Source organism: Aestuariibacter sp. A3R04 (assembly GCF_018860805.1).
Taxonomy (GTDB): domain Bacteria; phylum Pseudomonadota; class Gammaproteobacteria; order Enterobacterales; family Alteromonadaceae; genus Alteromonas.
Window position 1 is genome coordinate 412,306 of record NZ_JAHKQR010000016.1, and the last position, 26,441, is coordinate 438,746.

General features: G+C 45.8%; 27 protein-coding genes and 1 rRNA gene. 13 read left to right on the forward strand and 15 right to left on the reverse strand.

Annotated features, from left to right (window positions below; all coding sequences use genetic code 11):
• From KO518_RS18750 to KO518_RS18760, 3 genes are all read right to left on the reverse strand, one after another.
• Positions 1-1,179 (reverse strand): hypothetical protein, encoded by a 1,179-nt coding sequence (locus KO518_RS18750; RefSeq protein WP_252736276.1) that lies wholly within the window; start codon positions 1,177-1,179, stop codon positions 1-3.
• Positions 1,176-1,517: a hypothetical protein gene (locus tag KO518_RS18755; protein WP_216027376.1), complete on the reverse strand. Its 342-nt coding sequence runs from the start codon at positions 1,515-1,517 to the stop codon at positions 1,176-1,178. Before KO518_RS18755 ends, KO518_RS18750 begins: the two co-directional genes overlap by 4 nt.
• Positions 1,518-1,757: 240 nt before the next feature.
• Positions 1,758-2,756 (reverse strand): glycosyltransferase family 9 protein, encoded by a 999-nt coding sequence (locus KO518_RS18760; RefSeq protein WP_216027377.1) that lies wholly within the window; start codon positions 2,754-2,756, stop codon positions 1,758-1,760.
• Between the two features lie 62 nt (positions 2,757-2,818).
• Between KO518_RS18760 and KO518_RS18765 the strand changes: the two genes are divergently transcribed.
• A complete protein-coding gene (locus KO518_RS18765; RefSeq protein WP_216027378.1) occupies positions 2,819-3,565 on the forward strand; it encodes a 3-deoxy-D-manno-octulosonic acid kinase in 747 nt (248 codons plus the stop codon).
• Between the two features lie 61 nt (positions 3,566-3,626).
• Positions 3,627-4,127, forward strand: a complete 501-nt coding sequence (coaD, locus tag KO518_RS18770) for a pantetheine-phosphate adenylyltransferase (RefSeq protein ID WP_216027379.1) — start codon at positions 3,627-3,629, stop codon at positions 4,125-4,127.
• A 14-nt stretch (positions 4,128-4,141) separates the two neighbouring features.
• On the opposite strand, the gene mutM is transcribed toward coaD, so the two are convergent.
• From mutM to radC, 9 genes are all read right to left on the reverse strand, one after another.
• Complete coding sequence (mutM, locus tag KO518_RS18775; RefSeq protein WP_216027380.1) at positions 4,142-4,951, reverse strand: bifunctional DNA-formamidopyrimidine glycosylase/DNA-(apurinic or apyrimidinic site) lyase; 810 nt, start codon at positions 4,949-4,951, stop codon at positions 4,142-4,144.
• A 15-nt stretch (positions 4,952-4,966) separates the two neighbouring features.
• The gene (locus KO518_RS18780) at positions 4,967-5,425 is read right to left on the reverse strand and encodes a hypothetical protein (protein ID WP_216027381.1); all 459 of its coding nucleotides are present in this window, start codon (positions 5,423-5,425) and stop codon (positions 4,967-4,969) included.
• Positions 5,426-5,562: 137 nt separating this feature from the next.
• Positions 5,563-5,718, reverse strand: coding sequence for a 50S ribosomal protein L33 (gene rpmG, locus KO518_RS18785; RefSeq protein WP_012516577.1), 156 nt, complete (start codon positions 5,716-5,718; stop codon positions 5,563-5,565).
• 11 nt (positions 5,719-5,729) lie between these two features.
• Positions 5,730-5,966, reverse strand: a complete 237-nt coding sequence (gene rpmB, locus KO518_RS18790) for a 50S ribosomal protein L28 (RefSeq protein WP_216027382.1) — start codon at positions 5,964-5,966, stop codon at positions 5,730-5,732.
• Between the two features lie 301 nt (positions 5,967-6,267).
• On the reverse strand, positions 6,268-8,370 hold the full coding sequence (locus KO518_RS18795; RefSeq protein WP_371742368.1) for a YjbH domain-containing protein: 2,103 nt from the start codon (positions 8,368-8,370) through the stop codon (positions 6,268-6,270).
• Complete coding sequence (locus KO518_RS18800) at positions 8,367-9,098, reverse strand: capsule biosynthesis GfcC family protein (RefSeq protein WP_216027383.1); 732 nt, start codon at positions 9,096-9,098, stop codon at positions 8,367-8,369. The genes KO518_RS18795 and KO518_RS18800 overlap by 4 nt, the downstream gene beginning before the upstream one ends.
• Positions 9,095-9,793 carry a YjbF family lipoprotein gene (locus tag KO518_RS18805; RefSeq protein ID WP_216027384.1) on the reverse strand — a complete coding sequence of 233 codons (699 nt, stop codon included), beginning with the start codon at positions 9,791-9,793 and terminating at the stop codon, positions 9,095-9,097. The genes KO518_RS18800 and KO518_RS18805 overlap by 4 nt, the downstream gene beginning before the upstream one ends.
• An 85-nt stretch (positions 9,794-9,878) precedes the next feature.
• Positions 9,879-10,241: a hypothetical protein gene (locus tag KO518_RS18810; protein WP_216027385.1), complete on the reverse strand. Its 363-nt coding sequence runs from the start codon at positions 10,239-10,241 to the stop codon at positions 9,879-9,881.
• 170 nt (positions 10,242-10,411) lie between these two features.
• A complete protein-coding gene (radC, locus tag KO518_RS18815) occupies positions 10,412-11,089 on the reverse strand; it encodes a DNA repair protein RadC (protein WP_216027386.1) in 678 nt (225 codons plus the stop codon).
• A 140-nt stretch (positions 11,090-11,229) separates the two neighbouring features.
• Here radC and coaBC point away from each other — a divergent pair, with 140 nt between their 5' ends.
• Positions 11,230-12,435, forward strand: coding sequence for a bifunctional phosphopantothenoylcysteine decarboxylase/phosphopantothenate--cysteine ligase CoaBC (gene coaBC / locus KO518_RS18820; RefSeq protein ID WP_216027387.1), 1,206 nt, complete (start codon positions 11,230-11,232; stop codon positions 12,433-12,435).
• Positions 12,436-12,541: 106 nt separating this feature from the next.
• Positions 12,542-13,129, forward strand: coding sequence for a nucleoid occlusion factor SlmA (gene slmA, locus KO518_RS18825; protein WP_216027388.1), 588 nt, complete (start codon positions 12,542-12,544; stop codon positions 13,127-13,129).
• A 10-nt stretch (positions 13,130-13,139) separates the two neighbouring features.
• On the opposite strand, the gene KO518_RS18830 is transcribed toward slmA, so the two are convergent.
• Both KO518_RS18830 and KO518_RS18835 read right to left on the reverse strand, forming a co-directional pair.
• Positions 13,140-14,333: a capsular biosynthesis protein gene (locus KO518_RS18830; protein WP_216027389.1), complete on the reverse strand. Its 1,194-nt coding sequence runs from the start codon at positions 14,331-14,333 to the stop codon at positions 13,140-13,142.
• A 145-nt stretch (positions 14,334-14,478) separates the two neighbouring features.
• Complete coding sequence (locus KO518_RS18835) at positions 14,479-16,119, reverse strand: M28 family metallopeptidase (protein ID WP_216027390.1); 1,641 nt, start codon at positions 16,117-16,119, stop codon at positions 14,479-14,481.
• A gap of 184 nt (positions 16,120-16,303) precedes the next feature.
• Between KO518_RS18835 and KO518_RS18840 the strand changes: the two genes are divergently transcribed.
• The 9 genes from KO518_RS18840 to KO518_RS18880 all read left to right on the forward strand — a co-directional run bounded on the left by KO518_RS18840 (position 16,304) and on the right by KO518_RS18880 (position 25,770).
• Complete coding sequence (locus KO518_RS18840; protein ID WP_216027391.1) at positions 16,304-16,873, forward strand: TetR/AcrR family transcriptional regulator; 570 nt, start codon at positions 16,304-16,306, stop codon at positions 16,871-16,873.
• A 48-nt stretch (positions 16,874-16,921) separates the two neighbouring features.
• A complete protein-coding gene (locus KO518_RS18845; protein ID WP_216027392.1) occupies positions 16,922-17,248 on the forward strand; it encodes a DUF1820 family protein in 327 nt (108 codons plus the stop codon).
• Between the two features lie 223 nt (positions 17,249-17,471).
• Complete coding sequence (locus KO518_RS18850) at positions 17,472-17,957, forward strand: hypothetical protein (protein ID WP_216027393.1); 486 nt, start codon at positions 17,472-17,474, stop codon at positions 17,955-17,957.
• Positions 17,958-18,038: 81 nt separating this feature from the next.
• Entirely contained in the window at positions 18,039-18,725 is a 687-nt protein-coding gene (locus tag KO518_RS18855) for a hypothetical protein (protein WP_216027394.1), read from the forward strand.
• A 1-nt stretch (position 18,726) separates the two neighbouring features.
• On the forward strand, positions 18,727-20,106 hold the full coding sequence (locus KO518_RS18860) for a DNA polymerase Y family protein (protein ID WP_216027395.1): 1,380 nt from the start codon (positions 18,727-18,729) through the stop codon (positions 20,104-20,106).
• A gap of 1 nt (position 20,107) precedes the next feature.
• Complete coding sequence (locus KO518_RS18865; protein WP_216027428.1) at positions 20,108-23,182, forward strand: error-prone DNA polymerase; 3,075 nt, start codon at positions 20,108-20,110, stop codon at positions 23,180-23,182.
• A gap of 180 nt (positions 23,183-23,362) precedes the next feature.
• Complete coding sequence (locus tag KO518_RS18870; RefSeq protein ID WP_216027396.1) at positions 23,363-23,905, forward strand: acyloxyacyl hydrolase; 543 nt, start codon at positions 23,363-23,365, stop codon at positions 23,903-23,905.
• A 105-nt stretch (positions 23,906-24,010) separates the two neighbouring features.
• A complete protein-coding gene (locus KO518_RS18875) occupies positions 24,011-24,811 on the forward strand; it encodes a hypothetical protein (protein ID WP_216027397.1) in 801 nt (266 codons plus the stop codon).
• A 245-nt stretch (positions 24,812-25,056) separates the two neighbouring features.
• Positions 25,057-25,770 carry a DUF1499 domain-containing protein gene (locus tag KO518_RS18880; RefSeq protein WP_216027398.1) on the forward strand — a complete coding sequence of 238 codons (714 nt, stop codon included), beginning with the start codon at positions 25,057-25,059 and terminating at the stop codon, positions 25,768-25,770.
• A 236-nt stretch (positions 25,771-26,006) separates the two neighbouring features.
• Here the strand turns inward: KO518_RS18880 and rrf are convergent.
• A 5S ribosomal RNA gene (rrf, locus tag KO518_RS18885) occupies positions 26,007-26,122 on the reverse strand.
• Positions 26,123-26,441: the final 319 nt, after the last annotated feature.

Here is a 26,441-nt window from a genome sequence, read left to right on the forward strand (position 1 = left end):
TTAGAACCAATACATAGCCTGCACTGCCCACATCCGCCAGTTTCTGTCGGTATTCGGACGGTTTAGCGAACTCGGTATACTGGTTAAGCGACCCGCTCCATTTACCCAATGATGCTCAACCTGAACCCGCCAATTTGGCTCAGGATCCCACTGAAAGCCCAGGGTGGTAGATTTCATAAAGCCGAAATAGTTTGGTATTACGCCGCCACTTCTTGCCTCCAGAGCATTGCCATTGCGGTCGTCGCGGTCGGCAAAGAAGAGGTCATATCTTAGCACTGCGCTATACTTTGAATTAAACATGTAACGCAACTGCCCGTATCCCCCTTCACCGTGTTGATCGACGTAGTAGTCGGGAGAGTAACCACCAAAATCCCGCTTGTGGTTGCGTTGTAACTCGGTGGTAAATTCCCAGTTCTCAGAAAAATACACGGCGGAAATCGTGTAAAGCTGTACCGAACGCCCGCCATCTACCAAGGTTTCGATTGGTGAAGCATTGTAGGAAAAGTCAGAATCCAGCCAACTCGCGCCAACCTGCCAATTGAGTGACGGCGGTTGCCAAAATACGCTCACTTGATGAACAAAATCTTGCTCTACATCGCCCTGAGTAAACTGACCAAGGAGGGCTTTGGTTAAATAATTGCTCAGTGGCGCCTTGCCGTAACTCCAGTTAAAGCGAATACTACCGCTGTCTGCAGGTCGGCTGAACTGCAGCAAAATACCGTCACTACCCAAAGCGATATCTCTAAAGTTATCAAAGTAAATAGATTGAGGTAGCACCACCGTCGACCGGGTTTGAGGCACATCACGGGTAGCAGAATACAGCCAATGAGGACTTTTAAAACGACCGAGATGAGCGTGAACATTCCAGCTCCCTAACTCTGGCAGTGTCCAGTCTACAAATAAATAGTCGATACGCTCTCCCTGTTCATAGCGGTTGCCGCCGTCGAGATACACGGCTTGCCCCACAATTGCTAGCGAGGAATTAATATCGTATCGCATATTGATACCGATTTCCGTGAGGTCAAAGTTTACGCTGTTGTTGTCAGTGATAAAATCACCATCAATAGATTGATTTACGCCTTGAGCAATAAACCCATGCCAACTAAATGAGGATTCTGCCAAAGCTGACGAGGTTGAACACAGAAAGAGACTGGACATCAGTATCGCGTTAACATTCATGGTATAACGACCTCGTGAACATTCACAGAAACAGCTTCTTCATAGATGTACCCTATGGCACCTGGGGTACTTGCTACCGCTTGTAAAAGCGCAGACTCTGATCCCACAGCTTCGGGCCTTTCCCCTTGCCCGGAGTAAATAATCTGATTCCAAAGCCGGTCGAGCTGATAGGGAAACATATTTAGCACCTGACGGCAAAACGCCTGATGAGCAGAAGTGTTGGAATCGAGCACAAAGACGGTGATTTTAGACCCGCCGCTCCAGTATTGTTTTCGTGCTGTGAATATTTCTCGCACTTCGGTGCGCATCAACGAAGTAACGTTAACGTCGTTATTCACAACCACTTTTACATTCTGTTGGGCGCTGGCGGCACAAGATACACTAAGAAGGCACCAAGCAACCAGAGCTTGAAGATAATGTACGCTCCATCCTTTTCGGAAAGCTACCCAGGTGAACCTGATCAAATGACACCTCTATCCTTAAAGAAACGTGCCTGTGCGAAAGATCTTTACGTTAAGTGTAGAGAATCAGGCCATTTTTGCTATTAAATCTTTAATGATACTGGCAGAGTAGAGGTTCTAAATTAACTGGTCAACCATTTCCACTACGTCGGCAGTTAAAATTTGCGACATAAGCGTACTTCCTTTGGCTCGGGTCCCCCAGGGTAACGTGTCCCATGATTTTCCGGTCTGCTCAGCAATACACGTATCGTAAACCGACACCACGTTATTGAGATTATTATATGGTCCGGTTCGACGTGGGTTTGAATGTGCATACAGGCCAATCACCGGCGTGCCTGCTGCCGTTGCCATATGAACCGGCCCTGTATCAGGGGCAATAACCAAGGCAGCTTCAGACAACACCGCCAACATTTCCTGCAACGATGTTTTACCTATTAGATCACGAGTTACCGCACTGGTGTGGGCGTTTATGGAGACTGACAACGTCTGGTCAAGGGCACCGGGGCCGCCGGTAAGTACAACAGCATAGCCTTTTTGATGGATGTGGTCAGCCACCTGGGCGTAGCGCTCAGGTAACCAATTGCGCTCAGCTTTACTGGCAGCAGGACTTATCACCACAAAAGGTCCGATTTCCGCTCTCAATTTACTGGCCAAAGCGCTGGCCTCCCGGGGGAGGGGAATATCCCATTGGGGAGTTTGCGAAGGCAAACCCAGAGCATCGCCAAAATCCATAAATCCATCTAAAACGTGCATGCTGCTTGCCGCTTTCACCCTTTTATTGGCAAATATCCAGTGTAGTTCTTTGCTTCTTGCCCAATCAAAACCAATGCGTTCCTTGGCTTTAATTACACGCGAAGCGAGGTTTGCACGTAACGCTACCTGCATCATCAGTAATGTATCAAAGTACTCGCCTTCCAGCGCCTCACGAAGATCTCTTACCGCCTGCTTGCCCTGCTTTTTATCAAACACGACAAACCGCACGCCGGTCATTCCTTTTAGTAACTGATACTCTATTTTACCAATAATCCAAGTAAGCTCAGCCTCTGGCCAATTGGTTTTTATCCGATGAACCAATGCTGCCGCATGGCATACATCGCCTATGGCAGATAACCTCATCAAACAAATCTTTTTCTTCAATACACACCTCTAAAGCTGAAAACTGTGAAATTTTCATTACAATGGCTAATTTACCACAAATACAAGTTACCATGACCATTAAACAGGTTTTCATCAGCCCACGACACCACCTTCTTGTTGATAAGGGTAGATTCCCTGACGTCACGTTATCGTGGTTCTCGCCAGAGTACTGGCATGGTAAAAACGCTGTCACCGGCCAGGCCAAGGGCCGTGGTACAACCCTGTTTGTGCGTGAAGGCGAACACGACCTAGTGCTGCGGCATTATAAGCGCGGCGGGTTACCTGGAAAGATATTGTCAGATCAGTACGTGTTTGCCGGTCTGGAGAACACCCGCCCTGTTAAAGAGTTTCGGTTACTTCACGCTATGGTACAAAAAGGCTTGAATGTTCCACAACCCGTTGCCGTGCACGTAGAACGCCGAGGGTTAATTTATCGCGGTGATTTAATTACTTCATTAATTCCGCAAAGTAGTGATTTACACGCGATGCTGTGTCGCGAACCGCTTTCGGCGCCACTTTGGCACGCCATAGGAAAAGCTGTTGGAAAAATGCAATCTGCCAACGTATTTCACCGCGATCTGAACGCGCGAAATATCATGATAGACAAGCAACACACTATCTGGATTATTGATTTTGACCATTGTGAGTTTCGTGCCAACGGCCCGTGGAAACAGCGAAATGTGGAGCGTTTCCTTCGTTCGTTGAAAAAGGAAAAAGCGAAAGCTGCGACGTTTCACTGGAACAGCGACGACTGGTCTGCTTTTTTAGGCGGCCTGCGCGGGGAATAGCTGTTGATTCCGCCGCGAATGCGGTAGTGTTCAATTAGAAACAAACATAAGAATACACATTATGCACTCTAGAGCAATATATCCTGGCACGTTTGACCCTATTACCAATGGACACGCAGATCTCATCGAGCGAGCATCGCAGATGTTCTCCCATGTTATTGTGGCAATTGCCTCTAATCCCAGTAAAAAACCCCTGTTCACTCTAGACGAACGGGTGGAAATGATCCGCGAAGTGACCCATGCTCTGCCCAATGTCGAAGTAAGAGGATTTACCGGCTTGCTCGCAGCCTTTGCGGATGAAATCAATGCGACCATTCTGATAAGAGGCTTGCGTGCGGTATCCGATTTTGAATACGAGTTTCAGCTTGCCAATATGAATCGCCATTTAAACCCAAAATTAGAAAGTGTTTTTCTCACTCCTGCAGAAGAAAATTCGTTTATCTCTTCCACGTTAGTTAAGGAAGTCGCCCTACACAAAGGCGACGTGGGCGGTTTTTGCCCTCCGGTAGTCGAACGCGCACTGATGAAGCGCTTTCACGGTGATGCCGCGCCTTCAAACTAATTAAATACCGAAGCTCAGCGCTGACATTCGGGGCAAAAAAACGTATTTCTTTGCCCTATTACCACGCTTTTTATTTCTGTATCGCACACCTCACAGGGCTCGCCGCTGCGGCCATAGACCCGAAGATGCTGTGCAAAGTAGCCGGGGCTGCCATCGCTTTGTGCAAAATCTTTCAGTGTGGTTCCGCCTTGGGCAATGGCCTTTTCCAGAACGGTTTTGATTGTTTGGGTAAGCATCTGATAACGCTTTGCACTTACCCGGCCTGCAGCTCGCCTGGGGTCAATGCCCGCCATAAACAAGGCTTCATTGGCGTAGATATTCCCTACCCCCACAACCACGTCGTTATCCATAATGAAGGTTTTTACCGGGCTCTTTTTACCTTTTGCTAACGTGATCAACCGCTGTGGAGTAAAATCGCTTGTAAGGGGTTCTGGCCCCAATTTTGATAATAATGGCAACAGGACGTCATTAGGTTGCCACAAACACGCTCCAAAACGCCTCGGATCGTTGTAGCGCAAACACTTACCGTTGCTAAGTACAATGTCCACGTGATCGTGCTTAACCGGTGGGTGTTGCGCGTCAATCACCCGCAACTTCCCAGACATCCCCAAATGCAAGACAATGTCGCCAATACCGACATTTATCAACAGGTACTTGGCCCGGCGCCGAATGTGCTGAATTGTTCTTCCACACGCTTGTTGCAATGTATCAGGCACCGGCCAGCGCAAACGCACATCGCGCACAATAATATTGGTAATGGTTTGACCTTGCAGCCAGGGGGTGATCCCTAACCGGCTTACCTCAACTTCAGGCAACTCAGGCATGATGTCTCCGATGTGTTATTGATACCAGGGCAATAGAGAGGTAAGTGTTGTGTTACTGAGCTCATACCAGGTATTTTCAACCCTGACGTATGTCACGCCCTCCACGGGATAAAACGCGTACACCTGACCGTCCGATTGCCCTGCTAACCAAACCACAGTCACCAACGGTTCACCAGTGATTCCTATCGGCTCGCCTGTAGACGACAACATACCCTCTCGCCATGCCGTAATTTGCTCTTCTGGCGTAACTTCCATTTCCCCATCAACAGTGATCTGGCGCCATCCACGGCCACTTCTCACCAGCTGGCTTTCTCCTTGCTCTACTTTGAGCACGTGGGCGTTTTCAGGTAACAGCGGCCTGAGAACAGACGGTGATTCGACCGGAAGAAATTTATCTATATTAAATAACGCAATCATAATTAACATGGCGAAGATCACCACGTTATTCATTGCCCGTTGAGACATTAAAGCCATAACCTAACTCACTTTACGGAATAACACTGTTGAAGATGAACTTGGTAAAACAGTAAGTAACAAGATAAACCCAGGCAGGCCTAAACGCAAAAAACCCAGCATAGGCTGGGTTTTCGTGGAGACAAAAGCAAGTTTTATTACTTGATTTTTGCCTCTTTGAACATAACGTGCTTACGCACAACGGGATCGTATTTTTTGATCTCCATTTTGCCAGGCATGTTACGCTTGTTCTTGTCAGTGGTGTAGAAAAACCCAGTACCTGCAGAAGAAACTAATTTAATTTTATCACGCATTGTCGGATTCCTTAGATTTTCTCACCACGGGCACGCATGTCAGTTAATACTGCATCAATGCCTTTTTTGTCTATGATACGCATGCCTTTAGCAGACAGACGCAGCTTAACGAAGCGGTTTTCGCTCTCAACCCAAAAACGGTGAGATTGAAGGTTTGGCAAAAAGCGACGACGAGTCGCATTGCGCGCGTGCGAACGGTTATTACCAACCGCTGGACGCTTACCAGTAACTTGGCATACTCTTGACATTGTATTTGTCTCCAGAACTACAAAACTGTCGCGCCAATCGATCCCACCTAATAAGTCTTCTGGGTCAGTTGACGATATTACGATAAATAAGAGGGCGCATTTTATACAGCAAACACAGGCGAATTTCAATAAAAAAGGCCAAAAAACCTTTTTTACGTCGCAATATTTTTTACTTAACGCTCACTTTTACATGCTTCGGCAGAAAAAAATTCTCTGGCCGCGCACAATCGGGGGCGCATGATAGCACCTAAAATCGTCGGTGTAACGATCTGATCGCAGATCTTTTACCCAAAGATCTGGATCAATCATAAAAAGACGATCTAAGACCGGTATAATCTATCAGTCTTACTGGCCGTTTTAGCATCTGTCCGCCATCCCGGGAAATCGGGATCCAAGGATAAGTGCCTCGTCCTTTCGCCGGCTTCAGGGTAAAAATATCCAGGGGAACTGAAATGTAAAAGCCTTTGGTGAAGCTACCCTCGCCGTACTCTTCAGATGACACGTTAGTAATTGCAGCATAAGCCCCAACGATAATGCCACTGTCGAAGCGCTTGGCGAAATCGATGTTTACGCCTTTGTCCTTTGCCAGAAACTGACCAGCACTTATTGTGAGCAACGTATCCGGTAATATTTCCGGCTCCCAGTACACACTGGCATGGCCGGTTATGGCCTCGTAATCAAGAAAATCGACCTGACTGTCGTAATCCCGTTGTTTCACATAGTTGATATCTACACCAACGGCAATACGACTGTCGACCGGACGCCACAGTATTTCACCACCAACACCGCCGTACATGGTTTCAAGATATCCACCATACCCTTGTACAAACCAATCTTTACTTAAGCTTTCATTCCATTGCAAGAATGCACTGTCTAGCCATACATCATTGCTCACGTATTCCCGCACCCGGGTGCGAACTCGTGGCAAAGTGGAATTTTCCTGATCGGTGGTAAAGTTAAACTTATCAAAATTGTCCAGCACGGTAGCGCGAACGGAAGAGATGAACGAAAGGTTTTCATTTACAGCGTAACCACCGCTTACAATCACACCGGTTTGATAAAGATAAAATGCTTCCGGATTCCCGAACGTCTGGGTGTAGAAGAAATCCATGCCATAGAAAAAGCCACTGGTTTTGGCGGGGTCATAGGGGGCTAGCACATCGTCGTCCGGAGCCTGACGATAGTATGTCTTATCTATTTCCGCTTCAATATCTTCGTATTTCGCCGCAACTTTAAACGACGCGGCATCAATTACCGTATCCACCATAGGCGTTCTGCCAGCATTTTCCACAATGTGATACCGGCTCACCGAATCCGGTAACTCGGAGGCAATAATGCGACCAATTCGCTGAGTCGCCTCGTCTTTATCCCGATAGGCAATCTGATTGCCATAAAATATTGCTCTTTGCTCACTAATATCGGCATCAGACAATACAAAACCGCCATCGTAAGCCAAATCATTATACAAACGCCGCTTGTTTACGTTGGCAATTGCTTCTGGCACTCTGGTGTTCACTATTTCCCGGGGGGGATCATCAAACTTCACCTGTTTGTAGGTGTTCATGTTGAAATGATACGTTACGCCAAAACCAAAGGTATTCCCACGCTGGTAATTAGCTGAAAAATCGAAGCCTTTCCAGCGATATACCGCACCGAAGTTCCAGCGCGTGTCCTGCTGAAGTTCACCAGCCCTGTCACGGGTGTAGTTATTACCCTCATATTCCAATTTAAAGCGCAATGGTTCCCAGGGTGTTTGATATTCCACACCGCCAAAAACCGCCATAGGACCTTTAAAAAATTGCTCGTAATCAATTTTTCCACCACGACCTGAAAACCCTGTCGGTCGCTCGCAATAGCTCTCTTTTAGCTTACAGAACGGACTAGTAATATCGTCAGCGGTCCCCAGGTAGCCCCAACCAAGTCCAAGGTGAAAGTCAAAAGGACCATAGGCTTTAGACGCCGTGACGTATTCACTTTCAAAAAAGCCCGTACCACCGAAATCCCTAAATCCCAAGGATACTTCAGGTAAATAATAACCCTCTTGAAGCAACCTGAATTTAACGTCCAACCCCTTGTCTTTAAGGGTTTGATCGCCACTGAAACTGGGAACATCACTGTACAGACGCGTTCTTACATCAGTGTAGCGCGCCGTGGCCTGCATCCAGTCGAACAATTGCAGATTTACCGACCAAAAGCGGTACTCGTCGTTATCGGTGTAGTTAATGTATAAATCACCAACCTCACCCATGCGAGAGGTTGGGGTTTGAATAAGTCCTGTGCCACCCTGCACCATTTGCGAAGGCTTTACTCCCAGGGATACCACTTCCTGCGCAGCGGCCGACATAATTGCTAGCGCTGCTGTGACTCCCAGTGCACACTGACTTTTGCTAAATCTAAACTTCATGGCAACACCCTGTGTACAGCAAGCTCAACAACGGCCTGGTTTAGTTCATCCACATCGGGCGACAACAACCAGGTAAATAATGGCGCGTAAATCTGACTGCCCGGAATAATCTGAGCATAGGATTTGTTCCAATAAGCAATATTGTGTTTACTAATGTCGCCCTCTGGTGATATCACATAAACGAAGTCAGGATCGGCATAATCGCGCATGGCAATCCCCGATGCATAGTGATATGGAGAGCGAGATGATTGATACTCGTAAGCTCCTGGCGTTTTTACCATGCCAGACATCCACACAACACCAGGCCGGCCCGTAAGCCGCAAAAGATAGTTGCCCTCTTGCAACATCGGGTTTTGCTTTATATCCAGTCTTGCGGCATCGTAATTGACAGAAACCGGTAGTCGCTTGGCCAGCGTCCAACTCTCAACCTGACGACGAAGTGCCGCCAAGGCAATGGCTTTTTCGTCCCTTGGCCTAAGTTCATAGGCCAACGCGTCAATTTGTTTAATAACCGCCTGACGTTTCGCTTCTATTTCAGTAGCATCGGCATTGTAAATAGTACAAGCGGGCCAGTACCAGTCGCCCTTGTCCGCAAACTGACGCAATACGAGTGATAACCGAACCGGATTGAGATAGCGAAACTGCTGCCCGTTCACATCAACATTAATAGCAGCAACCGCATTACTTAAGAAAGTGCACAGAGCAATAAACAAGAATAGCTGTTTCACTTGTTCGCTCCTTTTTGGTCAATCATCCGTTGCGCCCTGCTTAGATAAACCATTATCAGTCGCTCACCCACCGGAGAAACCTGCTGTTCAGATTTCAGTACTTCGCCGGTTTCAACGCTAACCCAGTACCGGTTAACCCAGGACAGATTTGCTTCATAAAACGGCAAAGCGCCAGGGAAAGTAACGTGCTGCTCAATGACATTTACTGCAAAACTATTCCCGAAAATTGTCAACGACGCAGGTTCTCCACCTTGCCAAGTGGAGTTGACCTCTAGCCCATAACCGTATTCTTCTACGTCTGTGATGTAGTGCCATTCCCCCTTTCCTGCTGTTGGTTTTGCCAACGGATTACCCGACAAATTCGAGTGGAAAACTAAGTCGTAGGGAAAACCGTAACTTTCAGTTATGACGCCATGGTGCATACTCAAAATCGCGTTATCTGCAGAAACCCATTTTTGTAAACCATTTTCAATAAAAGCCAGCGCCATGATGACCTGAACACGCGCTCCGTGTTTCACGGCCATAAGGTCGCCCCGGGTCTGTCTAACCTGGTCCAACGTAACCTCGTTGTCTTCCTGAGACATAGCGAGCTTGAGGGTATCGTAGTAAGCACGGTTTGTACTGGAACAACCCGTAATGACCATGCCAATAAATAGAAAGGGCAAAAAACGAGCGAATTGTATTTTAAGTTTCATGGATAGGGATGCTGAAAAACCGGAAAGTATACAGAAATAAAAAAGCCGCTCCAAAAAGGCGCGGCTTTCGAAAAAACTTCAACGTTTACTGTACAGTAGGCGCGTAAGTTGAGATAACAGTGATTGGTGTAGTCACTGTAATTGTTTGCGTACCAGAAACTGTAACTGTGTCAGTTACACTAACGGTTGTATTAACACACACACCGTCAACTAACTCGTCGCCATCGTTACAAGTAGGATCTGGGTCAACTGGATCTACGATATCAGAAGAGCCGCGGTTGTTGCTGATAATTGCAGCTAACACACCTAAACCTACAACGCCTGTAGCCACTTGCTCGCCTGTAACATTACCCAGCGCGCCTAGAGTAGTAGCGCCTGCTTCATCCTCTGCAACTGCGCCAAATGCCATAGTTGCACCGATGACCAATGAAATTAATGACTGTTTCATAATTGTCCTTACTAAAAAATCCACCGACGCACTATGCTAAAGCATTCGTCAGAAACTGACTACTCTTCAGCCATAATTTGGTCGTAAAAAAAATACGTTTCACATGCTCGCCGCACGGATCTGAGACGATCTGATAAGATCGACACCTTACAGTATAACAAGGTTCAAAATTACATCAATCCCCTCTGAGCTAAAGATAATACATCACCATCGCCAACAATGAAATGATCTAGCACGCTTACATCTATTAAGCCCAGTGCGCTGCGAATATCTTTGGTGAGACGAATATCTGCTTCACTGGGTTCTGATACGCCCGAAGGATGATTATGGACCAAAATAACAGCTGCCGCGTTATCTTCAATAACTTGTCGAACAATTTCACGTGGGTACACTGCTGCGGCATTGATGGTTCCACTAAACAACAACCTGAATGCAATGAGGTGGTGTTGACTGTTCAAGCAAAGTAAACCAAAGTGCTCTTTGTGTTCGTGCCGTAACGTAGCCAGAAGAAAATTTTTTACTTCACTGACCTGATGAAACACAGGTTGGGCTTGCAGGCTTGTCTCAAGGATCCGCTTGCTAATTTCGGAAATCACCGCAAGTTGAGCGTACTTGGTTTCACCCACGCCACATACCTCACACAATTGCTCTCGTTTCCCGTGAATGACGTGTCTCAACTGACCAAACTTGTCAATTAGCTCATTGGCAATGACCATAGCCCCCTGCTTTCCGGTACCGCTGCCAAATAGCACCGCCAGAATTTCTGCATCTGACAAGCTGCCCGCCCCCCGCTTTAATAACTTTTCTCTAGGCCTTTCCGAAACAGGCCAGTATTTCAACTCATTCATACTTCCTCCGTTTACCTGGTAAGACTAGATAAAACCCAGTGTTGTCACTACTGGCTCTACTACCAGATTTACTGACGTGCTATGCCGTTTAATAAACATCTGCTAGGCTTGTAGCCATCAGACTGTACAAATAACGACCTATGCAACTGTTCAATAAGAAGATCCTATTGGGTATCACTGGCGGTATTGCCGCCTATAAAACACCGGATGTGGTGAGAAAATTAACAGCACAGGGCGCGCAGGTGCGGGTGGTACTCACTCGCGGCGCAGCCGAATTTGTTAGCCCGTTGTCACTCCAGGCCGTTTCAGGCAATCCTGTTCATACTCAATTACTCGATGAGCAGGCAGAAGCGGGAATGGGCCATATTGAACTCGCGAAGTGGGCAGACATCTTGTTAATTGCACCGGCAACTGCAAATTGTATGGCCAAACTAGCCCAAGGCCTCGCTGACGACTTACTGACTACAATTTATTTAGCAACCGACGCCAGGGTGTGCCTTGCCCCTGCGATGAATCAAAAAATGTGGAAGGCCAGAGCCACCCAGGAGAACTTACACCGACTTCAGTTGCACGGCGTTGACTTTATTGGCCCCGACGCCGGGGAGCAGGCTTGTGGCGATGTTGGTCCAGGCAGAATGGTTGAACCCGAAGCCATTGTTAGCAGCCTGGCCGCCATGTCAGGTGACGATAAACTGGCAGGAAAACACCTTGTCATTACCGCAGGCCCCACACGAGAGCCTATCGACCCGGTAAGATATGTCAGTAACCACAGTTCTGGTAAAATGGGCTTTGCCATTGCACAAGCAGCGATAGAACAGGGGGCCAGAGTAACCCTGATAGCCGGCCCGGTCACCATTGCCCCACCGGCTAATGCAACCACAATTTCTGTAACAACCGCTCAGCAAATGTATGAAGCAGTAATGAGGCACATTCCGCAGGCGGATATTTTTGTTGCAACAGCCGCGGTAGCTGACTACAAAGTAAGCGACGTCGCCGAAAATAAAATAAAGAAATCAGATGAAAAGTTAACACTTACTTTTGTTAAAAACCCTGATATTCTTAAAGAAGTAGCAGCGCTACCTTCACCACCGTTTACCGTGGGTTTCGCCGCTGAAAGCCAGGATGTAGAAGCCTACGCACGGGGAAAGCTAAGAAACAAAAAGCTGGATATGATTGCTGCTAACGATATTACCCGGGAAGGCCTCGGTTTTAATAGCGATGAAAATGCACTGCACGTGATTTGGCATGACGGCGATGAACATCTGCCACCTGCTTCAAAGACGGATTTAGCCAAAACGCTAATCGCGCTAGTTGCAAAACAATATAATAATAAAATGTCAAAATAATGGATGGCCTGTCGATAACCTTATCATGAGGTAAAAACAGGTTTCTCACCACCTAAAAAGGAAATGGGGCGTATTCTGGCCCTCAAACGGAGGAATTACTCGCGTTATGCCTGCTGTCAAAAAAACAAATCGCCGGGCGCAAATACTGCAAGCACTGGCCGGAATGCTCGAAACCCATCAGGGTCAACGAATAACAACTGCCAAACTGGCTGAAAAAGTGGGCGTGTCGGAAGCCGCGCTTTATCGCCACTTTCCCAGTAAAGCCAGAATGTTCGAGGGGTTAATTGAATTCATTGAAGAAACACTGTTTTCGCGCATAAATAAAATACTTAACGAAGAAAAAGATTCCGCAGCGCGCTGCCAACTAATTCTTCATTTATTGCTTGGGTTTGCAGAAAAAAACCCTGGTATCACACGAATTTTAAATGGCGACGCACTCATGGGCGAACAGGACAGGTTACGCGCTCGCATTGCCAAGCTGTTTGAACGACTGGAAACCCAGTTGAAACAAATTCTGCGCGAGCGAAAGTTACGGGAAGGAAAAACCCTTACGGCAGAAGAAGGTGTTATAGCCAACCTTATGATTTGCTACGTGGATGGACGCATTAATCAGTATATTCGCAGTGGCTTTAACCGTAAGCCCACAGAGCAGTTTTCCGAGCAGTGGCTCACATTTAAGCATATGTTTGCATAAAAAAGGGCTACTAAGCCCTTTTTTGTTGTTTGTATTCAGCCACCAGAACAGAAAAAGCATCCTGTTGTTGTAACCTTTTTTCCAGCGCCTTGAAATTCTCTTCTCCGGCCTGCGCCCAAGCCTGAGGAATCACATAATAATCGTGTAAGCACTGTAAAAACTGTCGTTGTTTTTTCTCGTCAAAACCACAGTCGTCGATATGATTGAGCGCCCAGGCCATAGATGCCTCATCGCTAACCCGATATGCTATTGAAGGAATGTCATAACAGGCGTCGCCCAGTACAATGACTTTTTTACCCAGCAACAGCGATTCGATTCCCACGGTGGAGTTAATTGTCATTACAGCATCTGCGTTTTCAATTAATTCCTGGGTGCTGCATTGGTTGGTAAAAATAATACGCGGATCTTTATTGTGTAAATTGTCGTGACGAATGACATCCGACGGATGCTCTTTGATAACAACTTTTAGGTTCGGATTGTCAGCCATGTCCAAGGCGTTAACAATATGCTGCCACAACTGCGCCATAGATTTTATCCAAGGTGAATTAGCGATAACTTGGCTGTCAGTTTCTACTTGAAATGGCACAAATATATAGTGCTCTGGCAAGGACTCTATTTTAGCGCCGTCGGCTTTTGCTTTAGCCCTGGCCCTCACCTGGAGAGTTTGTGGCAACGTTACTTCGCCGGAGAACTGGTCGTAAAAAGACGCATCTCTAGGTAAACTGTTTTGGCAGTTCACACCGTTGACATCGCAGGTAGTAGAATGGGGCAACAAACCATTCTCGAAATATACGACTTCTTTGCCCATAGCTTTGGCGGCAAACGCAACGCTTGAACTAGGCAACTTTTGACCGTTCCACGCCCCTACTACATCGGCGCGCATATTATCAATAAGCCCGCAAAATTTAGCGATTTCAGCTCTCGCGTAAACTTTCATGAGCCATTCATAGGCTCCCCACAACCAGGTTTTGCACAAACGAGGAAATTTTTTCCGTTTTTTCGCAAAGTGTGGGATCAGGTAAGTATCAACATCTAAGGAACGGGTGAATCGCCAGTAAGAAAAATACCCCGGATGGAAAAACACTTTGTTTACCTGAACCACACTAACATTCAGTGACGTCGACGCGGCGAAGCGCTTAAAATAACGAATATGAGAACTTCCCCTTGCCATGAGGAGAAAGTGTTTTTCGGCTTGTACAGTCATATAAACGCAGTTTCAGGCATGAAAAAGAAGCGAAAGTATACCCTCAGCGAAGGCGCTTTTCCAAGCTAAAGAGCCCGTCCTTGGCAACGTACTTCGCAAAAAAAAGGGCACTTCTCGTGCCCGTTTTCAAGCGTCTCTCAAAATGTTACTTCGCAAAGGTATTGCCAAAGAAATCCCCTTCGTTCCAGCTTGGACGATTGTCCTGAGTAGCCAGTGTCAGCCCTATTTCAGCATTTACTTCGGTAAAGGTTTTAGCCGCATCCCAGTTAAAGGGCTGAGTAATATCGTCACTGGGTTTGTGATAATGGGTTGACAAAAATTCACCAAACTTTTTACTGCCATCTATGTTTGGGTCTTTAGAATCCAGGCCCGGTACCATAAATACCGATGGTATCCCTTGCTTTACAAAAGCGTAGTGATCAGAGCGGGTAAACAGGGCCTGCTCTGGCCATGGGTCATCACTGAGAGAAATCCCCGCGTTGGCAACCGCTTCTTCAACAGATCCTTTCATATCGCTGTGGCTGGCGCCGAAAGCAATAACGTCTGCAAACGGATATGTCAGTATCGGCATATCCAGGTTTACGTTTGCCACCATAGACTTCAAAGGCACAGTAGGGTTTCGAGCAAAATAATCAGCCCCAAGAAGCCCTTTCTCTTCTCCGGTTACCGACACGAACAGGATAGACCGCTTGGGTTTAGTATCCAGCTCACTGAATAACCGGGCAGTTTCTAACATCACTGCTGTTCCGGAGGCATTATCCATCGCCCCGTTGTTAATGTTGTCTTTCTTAACGGTTTTAGCAAACCCAATATGATCTGAATGAGCCGAGAACACCACATATTCGTCTTTCAGTTTGGGATCGCTTCCTTCTATAGCGGCCACTACGTTGGGACTGGTAATAGTAGAATGCAGACTTTGCTTAGTCAGAGATACAGTACCGGGTAAGTCAAACCCCTTAGGCGCTGCGTCATTTTTTTCAATGGATGCAAAAATGTCATCTAAAGACACCGGAGCTTTGGCGAAAAGTTTCTTTGCCGCGGGAATACTGAGATAAGCCGAGCCTTTCAACTGGGCAAAGGTATTAGCCGGTTCACCGTTTTTGTTCATCCACGCCAGACGCGGGGTGTGAATATAATTCAAGCGACCTTGATAAGGTCGCACCTTTTCTGCCACTGGTGTAGAAAGGGTAATGATACCAATGGCGCCGCGTTCTGCGGCATATTTTTGTTTCTGATAACCCGAAGCAAAGTGCGCTCCTTCTTCACTGGGAAAAGAAGCCGGCTTTCCAGATAACATCACGACAACCTTGCCATTCACATCAATGTCTTTGTAATCGTTGTGATTAAGCTCATCAGCCACAATACCGTAACCGACAAACACCATCTCTCCCGATAAGGTGGTGTTCAGTGACATAAGATTAGGTCCGGTCAGGTATTCCTTCGGATAGGACATGGACACCTGCTCACCATCTATATCAAAAGTGAGAGAGGGAGACGTCTGTACTAAGCTCGCTTTACGGAAGCTAACCTCTTGCATGTAGCCATCCGTGCCCATGGGCTTTAACCCATATTTAGCGAACTCTGTAGCAATGTAAAGCGCTGCAATATCGTGCCCGCGGGAACCAGTATCCCGCCCTTCTAATAAATCGTCAGCAAGAAAGAAAAGGTGTGACTTGATTCTATTTGTGTCTGGTGAAAAGTGACCATTTGCCGGAGAATCATGATCAGCAAATGCCGCTGATGCCCACACTGCAATAAGGCTGCTTAATAGTATTTTTTTTATCATAATCGTCTATCGTTAAGAAAATAACCACGGGCATGTTAACCCAGACCAGGGCTGATACCAATCCAACTAGGGTATAACTTAGCGATAAAAACCCACCACGCATCTCACTGGTTGTTAATGTCAGGCCTTGATACTTCCGTGGTTTGCGCTACGCTAAACAGATGTAACCATTGACATTATCACCATGCCAAGACGCGCTCAGTACGATGTTGAACAAATTCTACAGCAAGCCGTAGACATTTTTTTGGAGCATAGCTTCCACGGTGCCATCATGGACGAAATCATTGCCAGGACGTCCTTTAATCGGAGAGGATTCTATCTCGAGTTTGGTTCCAAACAACAATTTTTGTATAAAGTTCTGGCGCACTACCAGGATACGCAATTGATGCCAGTGGTAAGTGAATTGGAAAACCATCATGGCATTACCGCTATCAATACTTTCTTCCTCAGTTATATCCCCTTGGTGTATGGCCGAGGATGCTTGCTAATTAACTGCGTGTGTGAACTCGGCAAGCAAGACAACGTGATAAAAGAAATGGGCAGGCATTATCTCGACCGCCTGCAATTGGATTTTATAGGTTGTTTGGAGAAAGCCAAACTGGCCAAGGAAATCAAGCCAGACATCAATGTTGAAAGTGCCGCACTTCAACTCACCAGCTACGTGCAAGGCTTTGCAGTAAACGGCATCCTCGCCGAAAACAAAGAAGAAATGGTCATTGCAACAGAAGCCCTGCTCACCCCATTGCAGGTTTAATAAAAAGCAGTAAAATCAGGCTCTCTGTTTAATTGGTCACTGAATATTATGAGTAGTAAAGAGCGTCTTTATCGCATTCAATTCGTAAGTAACGGCGAACGTTATGAGTTATACGTGCGCGAAGTCAGCCAGGGTGGCATGTTTGGATTTGTGGAAATTGGTGATTTCGTCTGGGATACCCATACCAGTTTAGTGGTCGACCCCAGTCATGAAAAGCTAAAAGCGGAATTCGCCGACGTAGACAGCACGTATATACCTCTGCACACTGTGTTACGCATTGATGCCGTGAAAAAACAAGGTACCGCAAAAATCACTAAGCTTTCTGATAAAGTTACGGCGTTTCCCAGCCCTATTTATACTAGCCCCGATAAATAAGGTTACCTTTAACGGATAAAAAAGTTATACATTTCTGTGTAATAGTATTCTTATTGCCCTTGCAGATATTTCCTTTTGTATTGCATGCTAGCGCTCAACTCCCAGGATTGAGTACCCAGGCTGCTACAGTAAAACATGTATTTACGAAGGCAAAACACGCCGATTCATGAATCTGAGTCGGCAAGTCACAATAAAACGAATACAGGGTGGTTAGGAAATCGACATGGTGGCTTTTGGTGTTATTGGAATTCTGGTAATTCTACTTATTTTCTTTGTGTTTAAAATTCAGACGTTGCACAACCAAATTAATCAGAATAAGTTACTGGCAAGACAAAATGCCAACAAAGCCAACAGCGCATATGTCAATTTGAGCACAACGGCAAAAGCCCTGCAGACAATCTTTGTTCAGCGCCTTGAGAGCGCCAGTAGTAAAGGTCTGATTAGTGGTAACGATGAAGAAGTGCTGGCTTTTATTCTGCGCACTTCCTCGAAAATCATTTTTGAAAGCAGCGAAAAAAAACGCACTATTGAAGAGGGTTTAACCTCTGCCCTGCGCGATAATCAAGACATGTCGATCGAAAAAATCCAAACCTTTATCCAAGGCCAACCCGACGACATTCGCATGTGTTGGATAAAAAATACTCCTGAAGGCTTTATTTCAGCCATAGACCATATAACAACAGGCCTGCTTCTGCCGAAAAAATCTTAACAGCTGAATTTTCCTAGTAAAAAGATCATTGAAGAAAACGCGATCTAGCCTATAATACTGTACATATATACAGGTATCATTATGGCTAATTCTCTTTCTATTGTCGAACAACATCCGGCTATATGGCGCGGTGGCAATGCCAATACCCCACAGCCGAACAGAACACCTACTGGTTATGCCTCGCTGGACCATGCCCTGCGCGGTGGTATTCCCAACTGGGGAGTCATTCGGCTTAGACATTTGCCTGGCACCGGCGAACTCTCGTTTCTGTCTGCATTGTTAAAAAACCGAAAGCAAACGCTACACAGCGCTTTTGTTAATCCTCCGGGTATTATTCTGGCACCTTGGCTAAAACAGCTTGGAGTAAACCCGGCTCATGCATTGCTTATCAATACCGACAACGAGCTGGCCAAATGGGCAACAGAAACCTGCGTAAGATCATCAGCCTGTCATGTCGTATTTATGTGGGTGACTGGGCTAACCGTTAAACAGGCCCGGCGCTTACAAGTTGCAGCGCAAAACACTCAGTGCCAGGTTTTTCTGTTTGAGTCTTTGACAGCTGCAAGACGTTCGCTGCCGGTGTCACTAGATTTATCACTTCAACCTACAGAGCAGGGTTTCAGTGTAGAAGTGCACAAACAACTTGCCGGTTGGAGCCATCAACAAATACCTGTGTATTTTGGCTACACCCCTAATAATAACATCCTTGCCAAAGTGTTCCGTTTATACGCTTCCCCTACATCCACCAGTTTGAATTTGCAGGGTTAACATGCTCTGGTTGCACATTCATTTCTATCAGCTCACGCTGGACAATTTACCCAAGGTTAAACAAAGAGAAAATATCGTAGTTTACGACGCCAGGAGCAACAGTATTGTACAAACCAGTGGTACAGCCCAACAAGCAGGAATAGAACCCGGTATGGGCCTGGCACAGGCCGCTTCGTTATGTGAAACACTTCAGGTAGTTGATTACCAAAAACAAACTGAAATGGGCTATCTGCATAGTCTAGCCTCACTGGTTTATCAATGTGCGGCAGAAGTTGCTTTAAGCCCTCCGGCAGCGTTGCATATCCGAATTGACAATTTAACCCGCTATTACGGAAATCTGCAAAGTGTTTGGTTTGCGATTAAATCTGTATTGCAAGAACGCCAGGTGCATTTTCACTTTGCTACAGCCGGTAGCCCTGAGGCTGCGGAAGCGTTAGCTAACGCAGGTACCGATATATTTTTCATCGACAAAAATACTATTCAGAAGGCTTTAGGTCAGTTGCCGGTATCTGCGTTATCCCTCGAGCCTAAATCCCTACAGGCTCTGTTTCGCGCTGGTATTAAACAGGTGAAGCAACTCTTGAACATATCCCCCACTGAACTGGGGAAGCGATTTAACAATGCCACGCTACAATACGTATTTGCCTTGCGTGGAGAACGCCATCACAGGCTCGTTTTTTATCACCCTCCTGCTGAATTCGAACAAACAATAAACCTGCCTTATGAGGAAGAAAACACCCAACGATTACTGCCATTTATTGCTAAGACACTCAAAGATTTGGCTGTTTTTTTAAGGCTGAGAAATACTGGTTTGTTGCGCATCACTATGACGCTGATGTTCCGTGATCACGTTCCCTTTTCACTCGGGATAGGTAAAGCCAGCCCTCACTTTTGTGAACACGAATGGCTTGAATTAATTAATCTGAAATTTGAAACTCTGGTAATTCCGGCCCCTGTTATTGCCGTGGCTGTTTGTGCAGCAGAACTATGTGAAACGAGTAGCGACAATGAGGATTTGTTCAATAACCGCACCGGTGTTTTTGCAAAACAACAACTCATCGGTAAGCTGACGGCACGCCTCGGAGAAAGCCAAGTAAGCAAACCGATGTGGCCGAAAGATCACCGGTTACACATACTCAGTACAACTTCCAAAAATGCTGACAATACATGCTATAACGACTTACCGGGCATTATTTTACCCGAGCCCGCGCAGTTGAATGAATCTCCGGTTATTGAATTCGGTCCGGTGAGGATAGAAACAGGCTGGTGGGACGAAAAAAAATACAAGCGCGACTATTACATCGCGAGAAATCATCGCGGTCAGAGAATGCAAATATTTAAAGAATCGGATCAATGGTTCATTAATGGCTGGTATATATAACATGGCCTATGCAGAATTGATTTGTCAGAGTAATTTCACTTTTCTCCGCGGCGCTTCCAGCCCGGAAGAACTCGTAACTACTGCCGCTTTTCTCAATTATTCAGCAATTGCCATCACCGATGAATGCTCGGTTGCCGGTGTGGTACGAGCGCACAGTGAAATAAAGCGCCATCGCCTTCCCATTTCGCTCATCGTGGGCAGTTTCTTTTGTTTCCAGGATGATTTTTGCTTTGTATTACTATGCCCAAACAAAGCGGCCTATGCCGAGTTATGCCGCATTATTACTCAAGCCAGACGTCGCAGTCCCAAAGGAGAATACAAATTGGCAGAGTGGGACTTAATAGCAATCAAACACTGTCAAATTGTGTGGCTTCCAGGCCCGGAAAACGAAAAAAACTCCCATTGGGGGCAATGGCTTTACCGCCATCACCCCAAACGCACCTGGCTAGGGGCGACCCGCTTTCTCAACAACTTGGACACAGTGCGTTTCAACGCCATTCACCACTTACACCGTGTTCACCACTTCCCTGTCCTTGCCACGACCCATGCGTTGTTTCACCATACCAGCCGGTTGCCGCTGCAACACGTACTTCATGCTATGCAAGAAAACACATCTGTAGATCAACTGGGTAGCGCTGTTCTAGCAAATGCTGAGCGGGCACTGCGCAATATCAGCAAGATAAAAAAGCTCTTTCCACAACAGTGGATAGACAACACACAGAAGCTGGCTTCACAATGCGAATTTTCTCTCGACGAGTTAAAGTACCAGTATCCAGCTGAACTTGTTCCACCAGGTCTAACCGCCATTGAACATCTGCGCAACTGTGTTGAAAAAGGCATTAAAAAGCGCTTTCCCAATGGCTTGAGCGATGAAATTCGGGCAGTAATTGAAAAAGAAATGACCTTAATTGAAGAACAAGACTACCCATACTTTTTTCTCACTATTCACGATATTGTGCAATTTGCGCAAAAAAAGAAAATTCTCTATCAAGGGCGGGGCTCCGCGGCAAACTCGGTAGTATGCTATTGCCTGGAAATTACAGCCGTTGATCCCAGACAAATTAACGTGCTGTTTGAACGTTTTATTTCTAAAGAAAGGGATGAGCCACCAGATATTGACGTGGATTTTGAGCACAGTCGCCGAGAAGAAATCATTCAGTATATTTACGCAAAATATGGGCGAGAAAGAACTGCGTTAGCCGCCACAGTCATCACCTTTCGTTTCAAAAGTGCTTTTCGTGAAGTAGGAAAAGCTCTAGGACTTCCAGAATCGCAGCTTGATTTTGTAATTAAAAACATCAATCGGCGAGATCGAACGGTACCCTGGCAATCTCAATTGTCAGCATGTGGATTAGACACACGAAGTACTAAAGTTTGTCAATTGGTGGCACTGGTAGAGGAGGTGGTTGGTTTCCCCCGTCACCTTTCTCAGCATGTCGGAGGTTTTGTCATTTCGGCCGGCCCCTTGTATGAACTGGTACCTGTAGAAAATGCAGCAATGGCAGAAAGAACTGTTATCCAGTGGGATAAGGACGATTTGGAATCTTTAGGGTTGCTCAAGGTTGATATTCTTGCCCTTGGTATGCTCACAGCCATCAGGAGAACCTTCGACTTATTGAACACGCAATTTCCAGAGCCGCTTTCAATTCCCTTTATAACTCGTTTAGGCGACGATCCCCAAGTGTACGATATGATTTGTAAAGCCGATACAGTTGGTGTTTTTCAAATTGAATCACGGGCACAAATGAGTATGCTCCCCCGGCTTAAGCCACGCACCTATTACGACCTTGTGGTACAAATCGCCATTGTAAGGCCTGGCCCCATCCAGGGCGATATGGTTCATCCTTACCTGTTGCGAAGACACGGAAAAGAGAATGTTACTTATCCATCAGAAGAAGTGCAAAACGTACTATCGAGAACCATGGGTGTACCTATCTTCCAGGAACAAGTTATTCAATTAGCCATGGTTGCCGCCGGATTCACCGGCGGTGAAGCAGATCAACTCAGACGAGCCATGGCGAGTTGGAAAAAAGATGGCCGAATATATGAATTTCGGGATAAACTCATCCACGGTATGACAAACAAAGGCTATTCCATGGCTTTTGCTGAACAACTCTTTGAGCAAATCAAGGGCTTCGGCGGCTACGGGTTTCCCGAGTCTCACTCAGCTTCATTTGCCGTGCTCGCCTATGTGTCGTGCTGGTTGAAATACTACTTTCCTACTGAATTTTACATTGCCCTACTAAATAGCCTGCCAATGGGTTTCTATTCCGCCAGTCAGCTGGTGCAGGATGCTAGACGACATCATATTCACGTGCTTGCAGTATGCATCAATCATTCTGACAGAGAGCACACGCTCGTCTGCCAAAAGGGTGTCAAAGCTATAAGGCTTGGTTTCAAGCTTGTAAATGGGCTGTCCGAGAAAGCTATTCAAAGGGTCCTTCAGGCACGGCCGGCCCATGGATTTACCAACATGCATCAACTTAAGCAGCTCGGGATCAGCGAGAAAGATTTATCTGCATTAGCCAGTGCCGATACACTGTCGTTACTTGGTGGGAATCGTTTCCAAGCAAGGTGGGCCATGATGGATCAACAGGCTTCCCTCCCCCTATTCAGCAACCAACAGTCTGCTTTGCCTCTGGAAGTTGCTCCTAACGATGCGCAAGACACTGTAGAGGATTACGCTTCCTTGTCGCTGTCTCTAAAAAACCATCCCATCGCACTTGTGCTTCAGGAACGCACCATCAAGGGGCTCACCCTGGCCAACCAGTTACACAACAAACCCCATGGCAGTGTGGTGCATGTTGTAGGGTGTGTTACATGCCGACAGGCCCCTGGTACGGCATCGGGCGCCACTTTTTTCACCTTGGAAGATCACACGGGAAACATGAATATCGTGGTTTGGCAGTCTACAGCAAGGCATCAGCAGAAAGCCTATCTCAAGGCTCAAATTCTTCAAGTTGATGGTATTTTAGAACGATCTACAGAAGGCGTTGTTCATGTTATTGCCGGGAAACTGACTGACAGAAGCTGTTGGTTTTCATCGCTAACCGTGAGCGCAAGAAACTTTCACTAACCACAGAAAGCGACAATGCCTCATATACATACATCAATGTATTTTTTACTTTTTGTTGGAAATTTTATACATCAGCGCTTAAGTATCCCGCCTAGAAAAAATCATAACAAACTGATTTTATGACATTTTTAATATGGCTATGAATTTGCTTGGTCTAGGGTATGTCTACCTGGAGGAACTATGACCAAGAATACTATTTACACTTCATTTTTGCTGCTTTCCATCTTGCTACTGCCCGTTCACGCAAATGCAAGGCAAGCGGTGGCGATAGATTACCTGTATGGATTCGATGATATTAGCGGCCTTCGACTAGCTTACAGGCCAGTAACCACTGAGATATATACAGATTGGTTTGGTGATATCAAACTGTATTGGGAAGCCAGCATTAACGTGTGGGAATACGGTGAAAACGACACTCACAGTACTAATGTAGCCATTGCGCTTTCCCCAGTAGTAGTGAAAAAAATAACAGACCTCAATAACAAATACCCGTTGTACATTGAAGCGGGTATTGGGGCTAGTTTGGTTAATGATCGCGAATTTGCGGGTAAAAACATAGGCTCGCACTACCAGTTCGAAGATCGCCTAGGCCTTCTACTTAGTCTTGATGGAGCAGACCAGCAACAAATTGCGCTGCGATACATGCATTACTCAAACGGCGGGCTAAACAGTAAAAACCCTGGGTTAGATTTTTTAAATTTGTCTTATTCGTATCATTTTTAAAACGTATTGTTTAGTTATTGAACACATTACATAAGATAAGCATAATGCATAAAGTGGCATCTTCGTGTAAGCGCCCAAACCACATCCAAACAAATAGGGTTAATAATGCAGGTGAGAAACGTTATTGTGGTTGTTAAGAAATTAGTGTGTTTTTTCAGTCTGCTTCTGTGTTGTTGTGCGCACAGCAAGACTTATGTCGTTGCTTCACAAAATTTTAATTATTTTCCCCATTACCACTTCTCCTCAAATGAAGATAAAGGCTTTATTTGGGCGCTTTTGGAAACCTATACCAAGTACAGTGGGGATAAATTTATCTATGTGTCACTGCCCGTAAAACGATTACAGACTGAACTTGTAAAGGGCACGGTAGATATTATCTACCCCGATAATCCAATCTTTCGCCCTGCTTATCTCGAACCAAAAAACAAATATTATTCCCACACCATCGTAGAAACTATTAGTTGTGTTGCTGTAAAACCAACATTCGATTTTTCATCCAAAAATGATATTCACCGTCTGTCGCTGCCTGCGGGTTTTGCTACGATGGATTGGGGAGGATTAATTACCCAGGGTGCTATTAAGCTCATCGAAGTGACAAGTAGTCTACAAGCCCTGCAATATGTAGATAGAGGGAAAGCCGACGGTACCGAAATAGACTATTTTGTTATGAGGCACTTATCGAAGAGCAGCCCAAGCATCGATAGATTCGCCGTTGGAGTTCATCTGCCGAAAAAAATGACTGAATTCAAAATTGCTACAATTAAGCATCGTGATCTGGTGAGTAAAATTGAAGCCTTTATGAATGCCAATCCTACATTGATAGAAAACCTGAAAATACAATATGGCATCGGTAATGCTCGTTCTACTCTTTCCACACTTTCTGCACCGATACCCGAACAAATTTAATTTATGTGTTTAATCGATGGGCTTCGCTGCCGCCAGGCATTAGCTATTTATTCCGATAATTCAACCGTTATAGCGCCGTCGAAAAATTATAGATCTATCTTTATACAACATGTCTACAAAGACTGAAATGACGCATCTATCTGTTACTAATTTTTTAGCTCCAGTTGTCACTCGCCGTAAAAGTCATCCACTTTCGCAAATCACATGTTAATGTAGCCAAACATATTTTGAATTTGGAGCTCTTCTTGAAAGCACTCATTGCCCTCGCAAGTATAGTTGGATTTCTGATGGTGGTTTTACCAGGCCCGCTTTATCAGTTTGCAGATGTTAACCTAAGTACCGCGTTTACCTCATTGCGCTTTGGTGTATATGTTGGAGGCGCATCTCTGATTCTCATTGTTCTTCATTTATTAATTAACCGAAAAGACATCAAGTGGGGTAGTACTTTGGTCTGCGCTTTGCTTTCTCTCGTCGCAGTGGCAATGCCGGTTAGTATGATGAGCAAGGCTAGTGGTGTGCCTCCAATACACGACATCACAACTGACGTTACCAACCCGCCTGAATTTGTTGCTATTGCGCCCTTGCGAGAGCAATCACCCAACCCCATCACTTATGAAGGGGGGGAAGTAACAAAACAGCAACTGACTGCTTATCCCGAGATAAAAACACAACAGTTTCCTCAACCGATACAAGATATTTTTTCAGCGGCGGAAAAAACCGTTGATAGTTTGGGCTGGAAGCGATTATCCGAAGGAGCCTTGCCCAATACTCTGGAAGCGACAGATACCACCTTTTGGTTTGGTTTCAAAGATGACATAGTAGTGCGTTTAACCAGTGAAAATAATGTCACGATGGTAGATGTTCGAAGTAAATCCAGGGTAGGGAAAAGTGATTTGGGCAAAAACGCAGAGCGTATTAACTTGTTTTTCTCAACGTTACGCGAACAACTAGCTAACTAATTACATTTGACTTGGTGTTGCAACACTATCCCCTGAAAAAGTCTATATAAAACAAGAAACACTTCGCTTATACGAAAAAGCCCACTCGTTTGAGTGGGCTTTTTCGTGTATTTGCCATCGCTTCGCAATGAGCCGGTGACGGTTCACTTCGTGACGAGAACTACTCTCACATGGGGGTGAAGCGCGCAAGCAAAAAGGCCACCCCGTTAGGGATGGCCTTTTTGTTTTAATTGGGAGCCTGGCGGTGTGCTACTCTCACATGGGGAAACCCCACACTACCATCGCCGCTAACGCGTTTCACTTCTGAGTTCGGAATGGGATCAGGTGGTACCACGTCGCTATTGCCGCCAGGCAAAAACTGTTGTGCAAAAAAATCCTGTTTGATTTCGTTGCGCAAGGAGGACAAACAGTACTCTCAAGAGTATGTCTATCAGCCTTTATAAACTTTTAAAGCTGTATCTTAACAATTTCGGAAAGCGTGATATCAATCTCAATCAGAGTAACTCTACTACTCTAACTTACTTTATTAATTAGTCAGTCTTACAACACTTAACGTTCATACATCCACCACTTTAGCGAGTAGAAAAATGGTCTGGAAGATTTCCTTCCGTTTAAGCCATTTTTCACGACTCTCGCAAAGCGAGATATAAGAAGCCATTTAGGCGTTGTAT

Excerpts from the sequence above, each read along its gene's own strand:
- KO518_RS18870 (WP_216027396.1), top strand. The coding sequence starts at position 23,363 with ATGACCAAGAATACTATTTACACTTCATTTTTGCTGCTTTCCATCTTG.
- rpmB (WP_216027382.1), bottom strand. The coding sequence starts at position 5,966 with ATGTCAAGAGTATGCCAAGTTACTGGTAAGCGTCCAGCGGTTGGTAAT.
- KO518_RS18795 (WP_371742368.1), bottom strand. The coding sequence starts at position 8,370 with ATGAAGTTTAGATTTAGCAAAAGTCAGTGTGCACTGGGAGTCACAGCA.
- KO518_RS18780 (WP_216027381.1), bottom strand. The coding sequence starts at position 5,425 with ATGGCTTTAATGTCTCAACGGGCAATGAATAACGTGGTGATCTTCGCC.
- KO518_RS18875 (WP_216027397.1), top strand. The coding sequence starts at position 24,011 with ATGCAGGTGAGAAACGTTATTGTGGTTGTTAAGAAATTAGTGTGTTTT.
- KO518_RS18750 (WP_252736276.1), bottom strand. The coding sequence starts at position 1,179 with ATGAATGTTAACGCGATACTGATGTCCAGTCTCTTTCTGTGTTCAACC.
- KO518_RS18865 (WP_216027428.1), top strand. The coding sequence starts at position 20,108 with ATGGCCTATGCAGAATTGATTTGTCAGAGTAATTTCACTTTTCTCCGC.
- KO518_RS18810 (WP_216027385.1), bottom strand. The coding sequence starts at position 10,241 with ATGAAACAGTCATTAATTTCATTGGTCATCGGTGCAACTATGGCATTT.
- coaBC (WP_216027387.1), top strand. The coding sequence starts at position 11,230 with ATGCAACTGTTCAATAAGAAGATCCTATTGGGTATCACTGGCGGTATT.
- KO518_RS18765 (WP_216027378.1), top strand. The coding sequence starts at position 2,819 with ATGGCTAATTTACCACAAATACAAGTTACCATGACCATTAAACAGGTT.
- KO518_RS18860 (WP_216027395.1), top strand. The coding sequence starts at position 18,727 with ATGCTCTGGTTGCACATTCATTTCTATCAGCTCACGCTGGACAATTTA.
- KO518_RS18850 (WP_216027393.1), top strand. The coding sequence starts at position 17,472 with ATGGTGGCTTTTGGTGTTATTGGAATTCTGGTAATTCTACTTATTTTC.
- radC (WP_216027386.1), bottom strand. The coding sequence starts at position 11,089 with ATGAATGAGTTGAAATACTGGCCTGTTTCGGAAAGGCCTAGAGAAAAG.
- KO518_RS18760 (WP_216027377.1), bottom strand. The coding sequence starts at position 2,756 with ATGAGGTTATCTGCCATAGGCGATGTATGCCATGCGGCAGCATTGGTT.
- rpmG (WP_012516577.1), bottom strand. The coding sequence starts at position 5,718 with ATGCGTGATAAAATTAAATTAGTTTCTTCTGCAGGTACTGGGTTTTTC.
- KO518_RS18805 (WP_216027384.1), bottom strand. The coding sequence starts at position 9,793 with ATGAAACTTAAAATACAATTCGCTCGTTTTTTGCCCTTTCTATTTATT.
- KO518_RS18845 (WP_216027392.1), top strand. The coding sequence starts at position 16,922 with ATGAGTAGTAAAGAGCGTCTTTATCGCATTCAATTCGTAAGTAACGGC.
- KO518_RS18830 (WP_216027389.1), bottom strand. The coding sequence starts at position 14,333 with ATGACTGTACAAGCCGAAAAACACTTTCTCCTCATGGCAAGGGGAAGT.
- slmA (WP_216027388.1), top strand. The coding sequence starts at position 12,542 with ATGCCTGCTGTCAAAAAAACAAATCGCCGGGCGCAAATACTGCAAGCA.
- KO518_RS18840 (WP_216027391.1), top strand. The coding sequence starts at position 16,304 with ATGCCAAGACGCGCTCAGTACGATGTTGAACAAATTCTACAGCAAGCC.
- KO518_RS18855 (WP_216027394.1), top strand. The coding sequence starts at position 18,039 with ATGGCTAATTCTCTTTCTATTGTCGAACAACATCCGGCTATATGGCGC.
- KO518_RS18835 (WP_216027390.1), bottom strand. The coding sequence starts at position 16,119 with ATGATAAAAAAAATACTATTAAGCAGCCTTATTGCAGTGTGGGCATCA.
- coaD (WP_216027379.1), top strand. The coding sequence starts at position 3,627 with ATGCACTCTAGAGCAATATATCCTGGCACGTTTGACCCTATTACCAAT.
- mutM (WP_216027380.1), bottom strand. The coding sequence starts at position 4,951 with ATGCCTGAGTTGCCTGAAGTTGAGGTAAGCCGGTTAGGGATCACCCCC.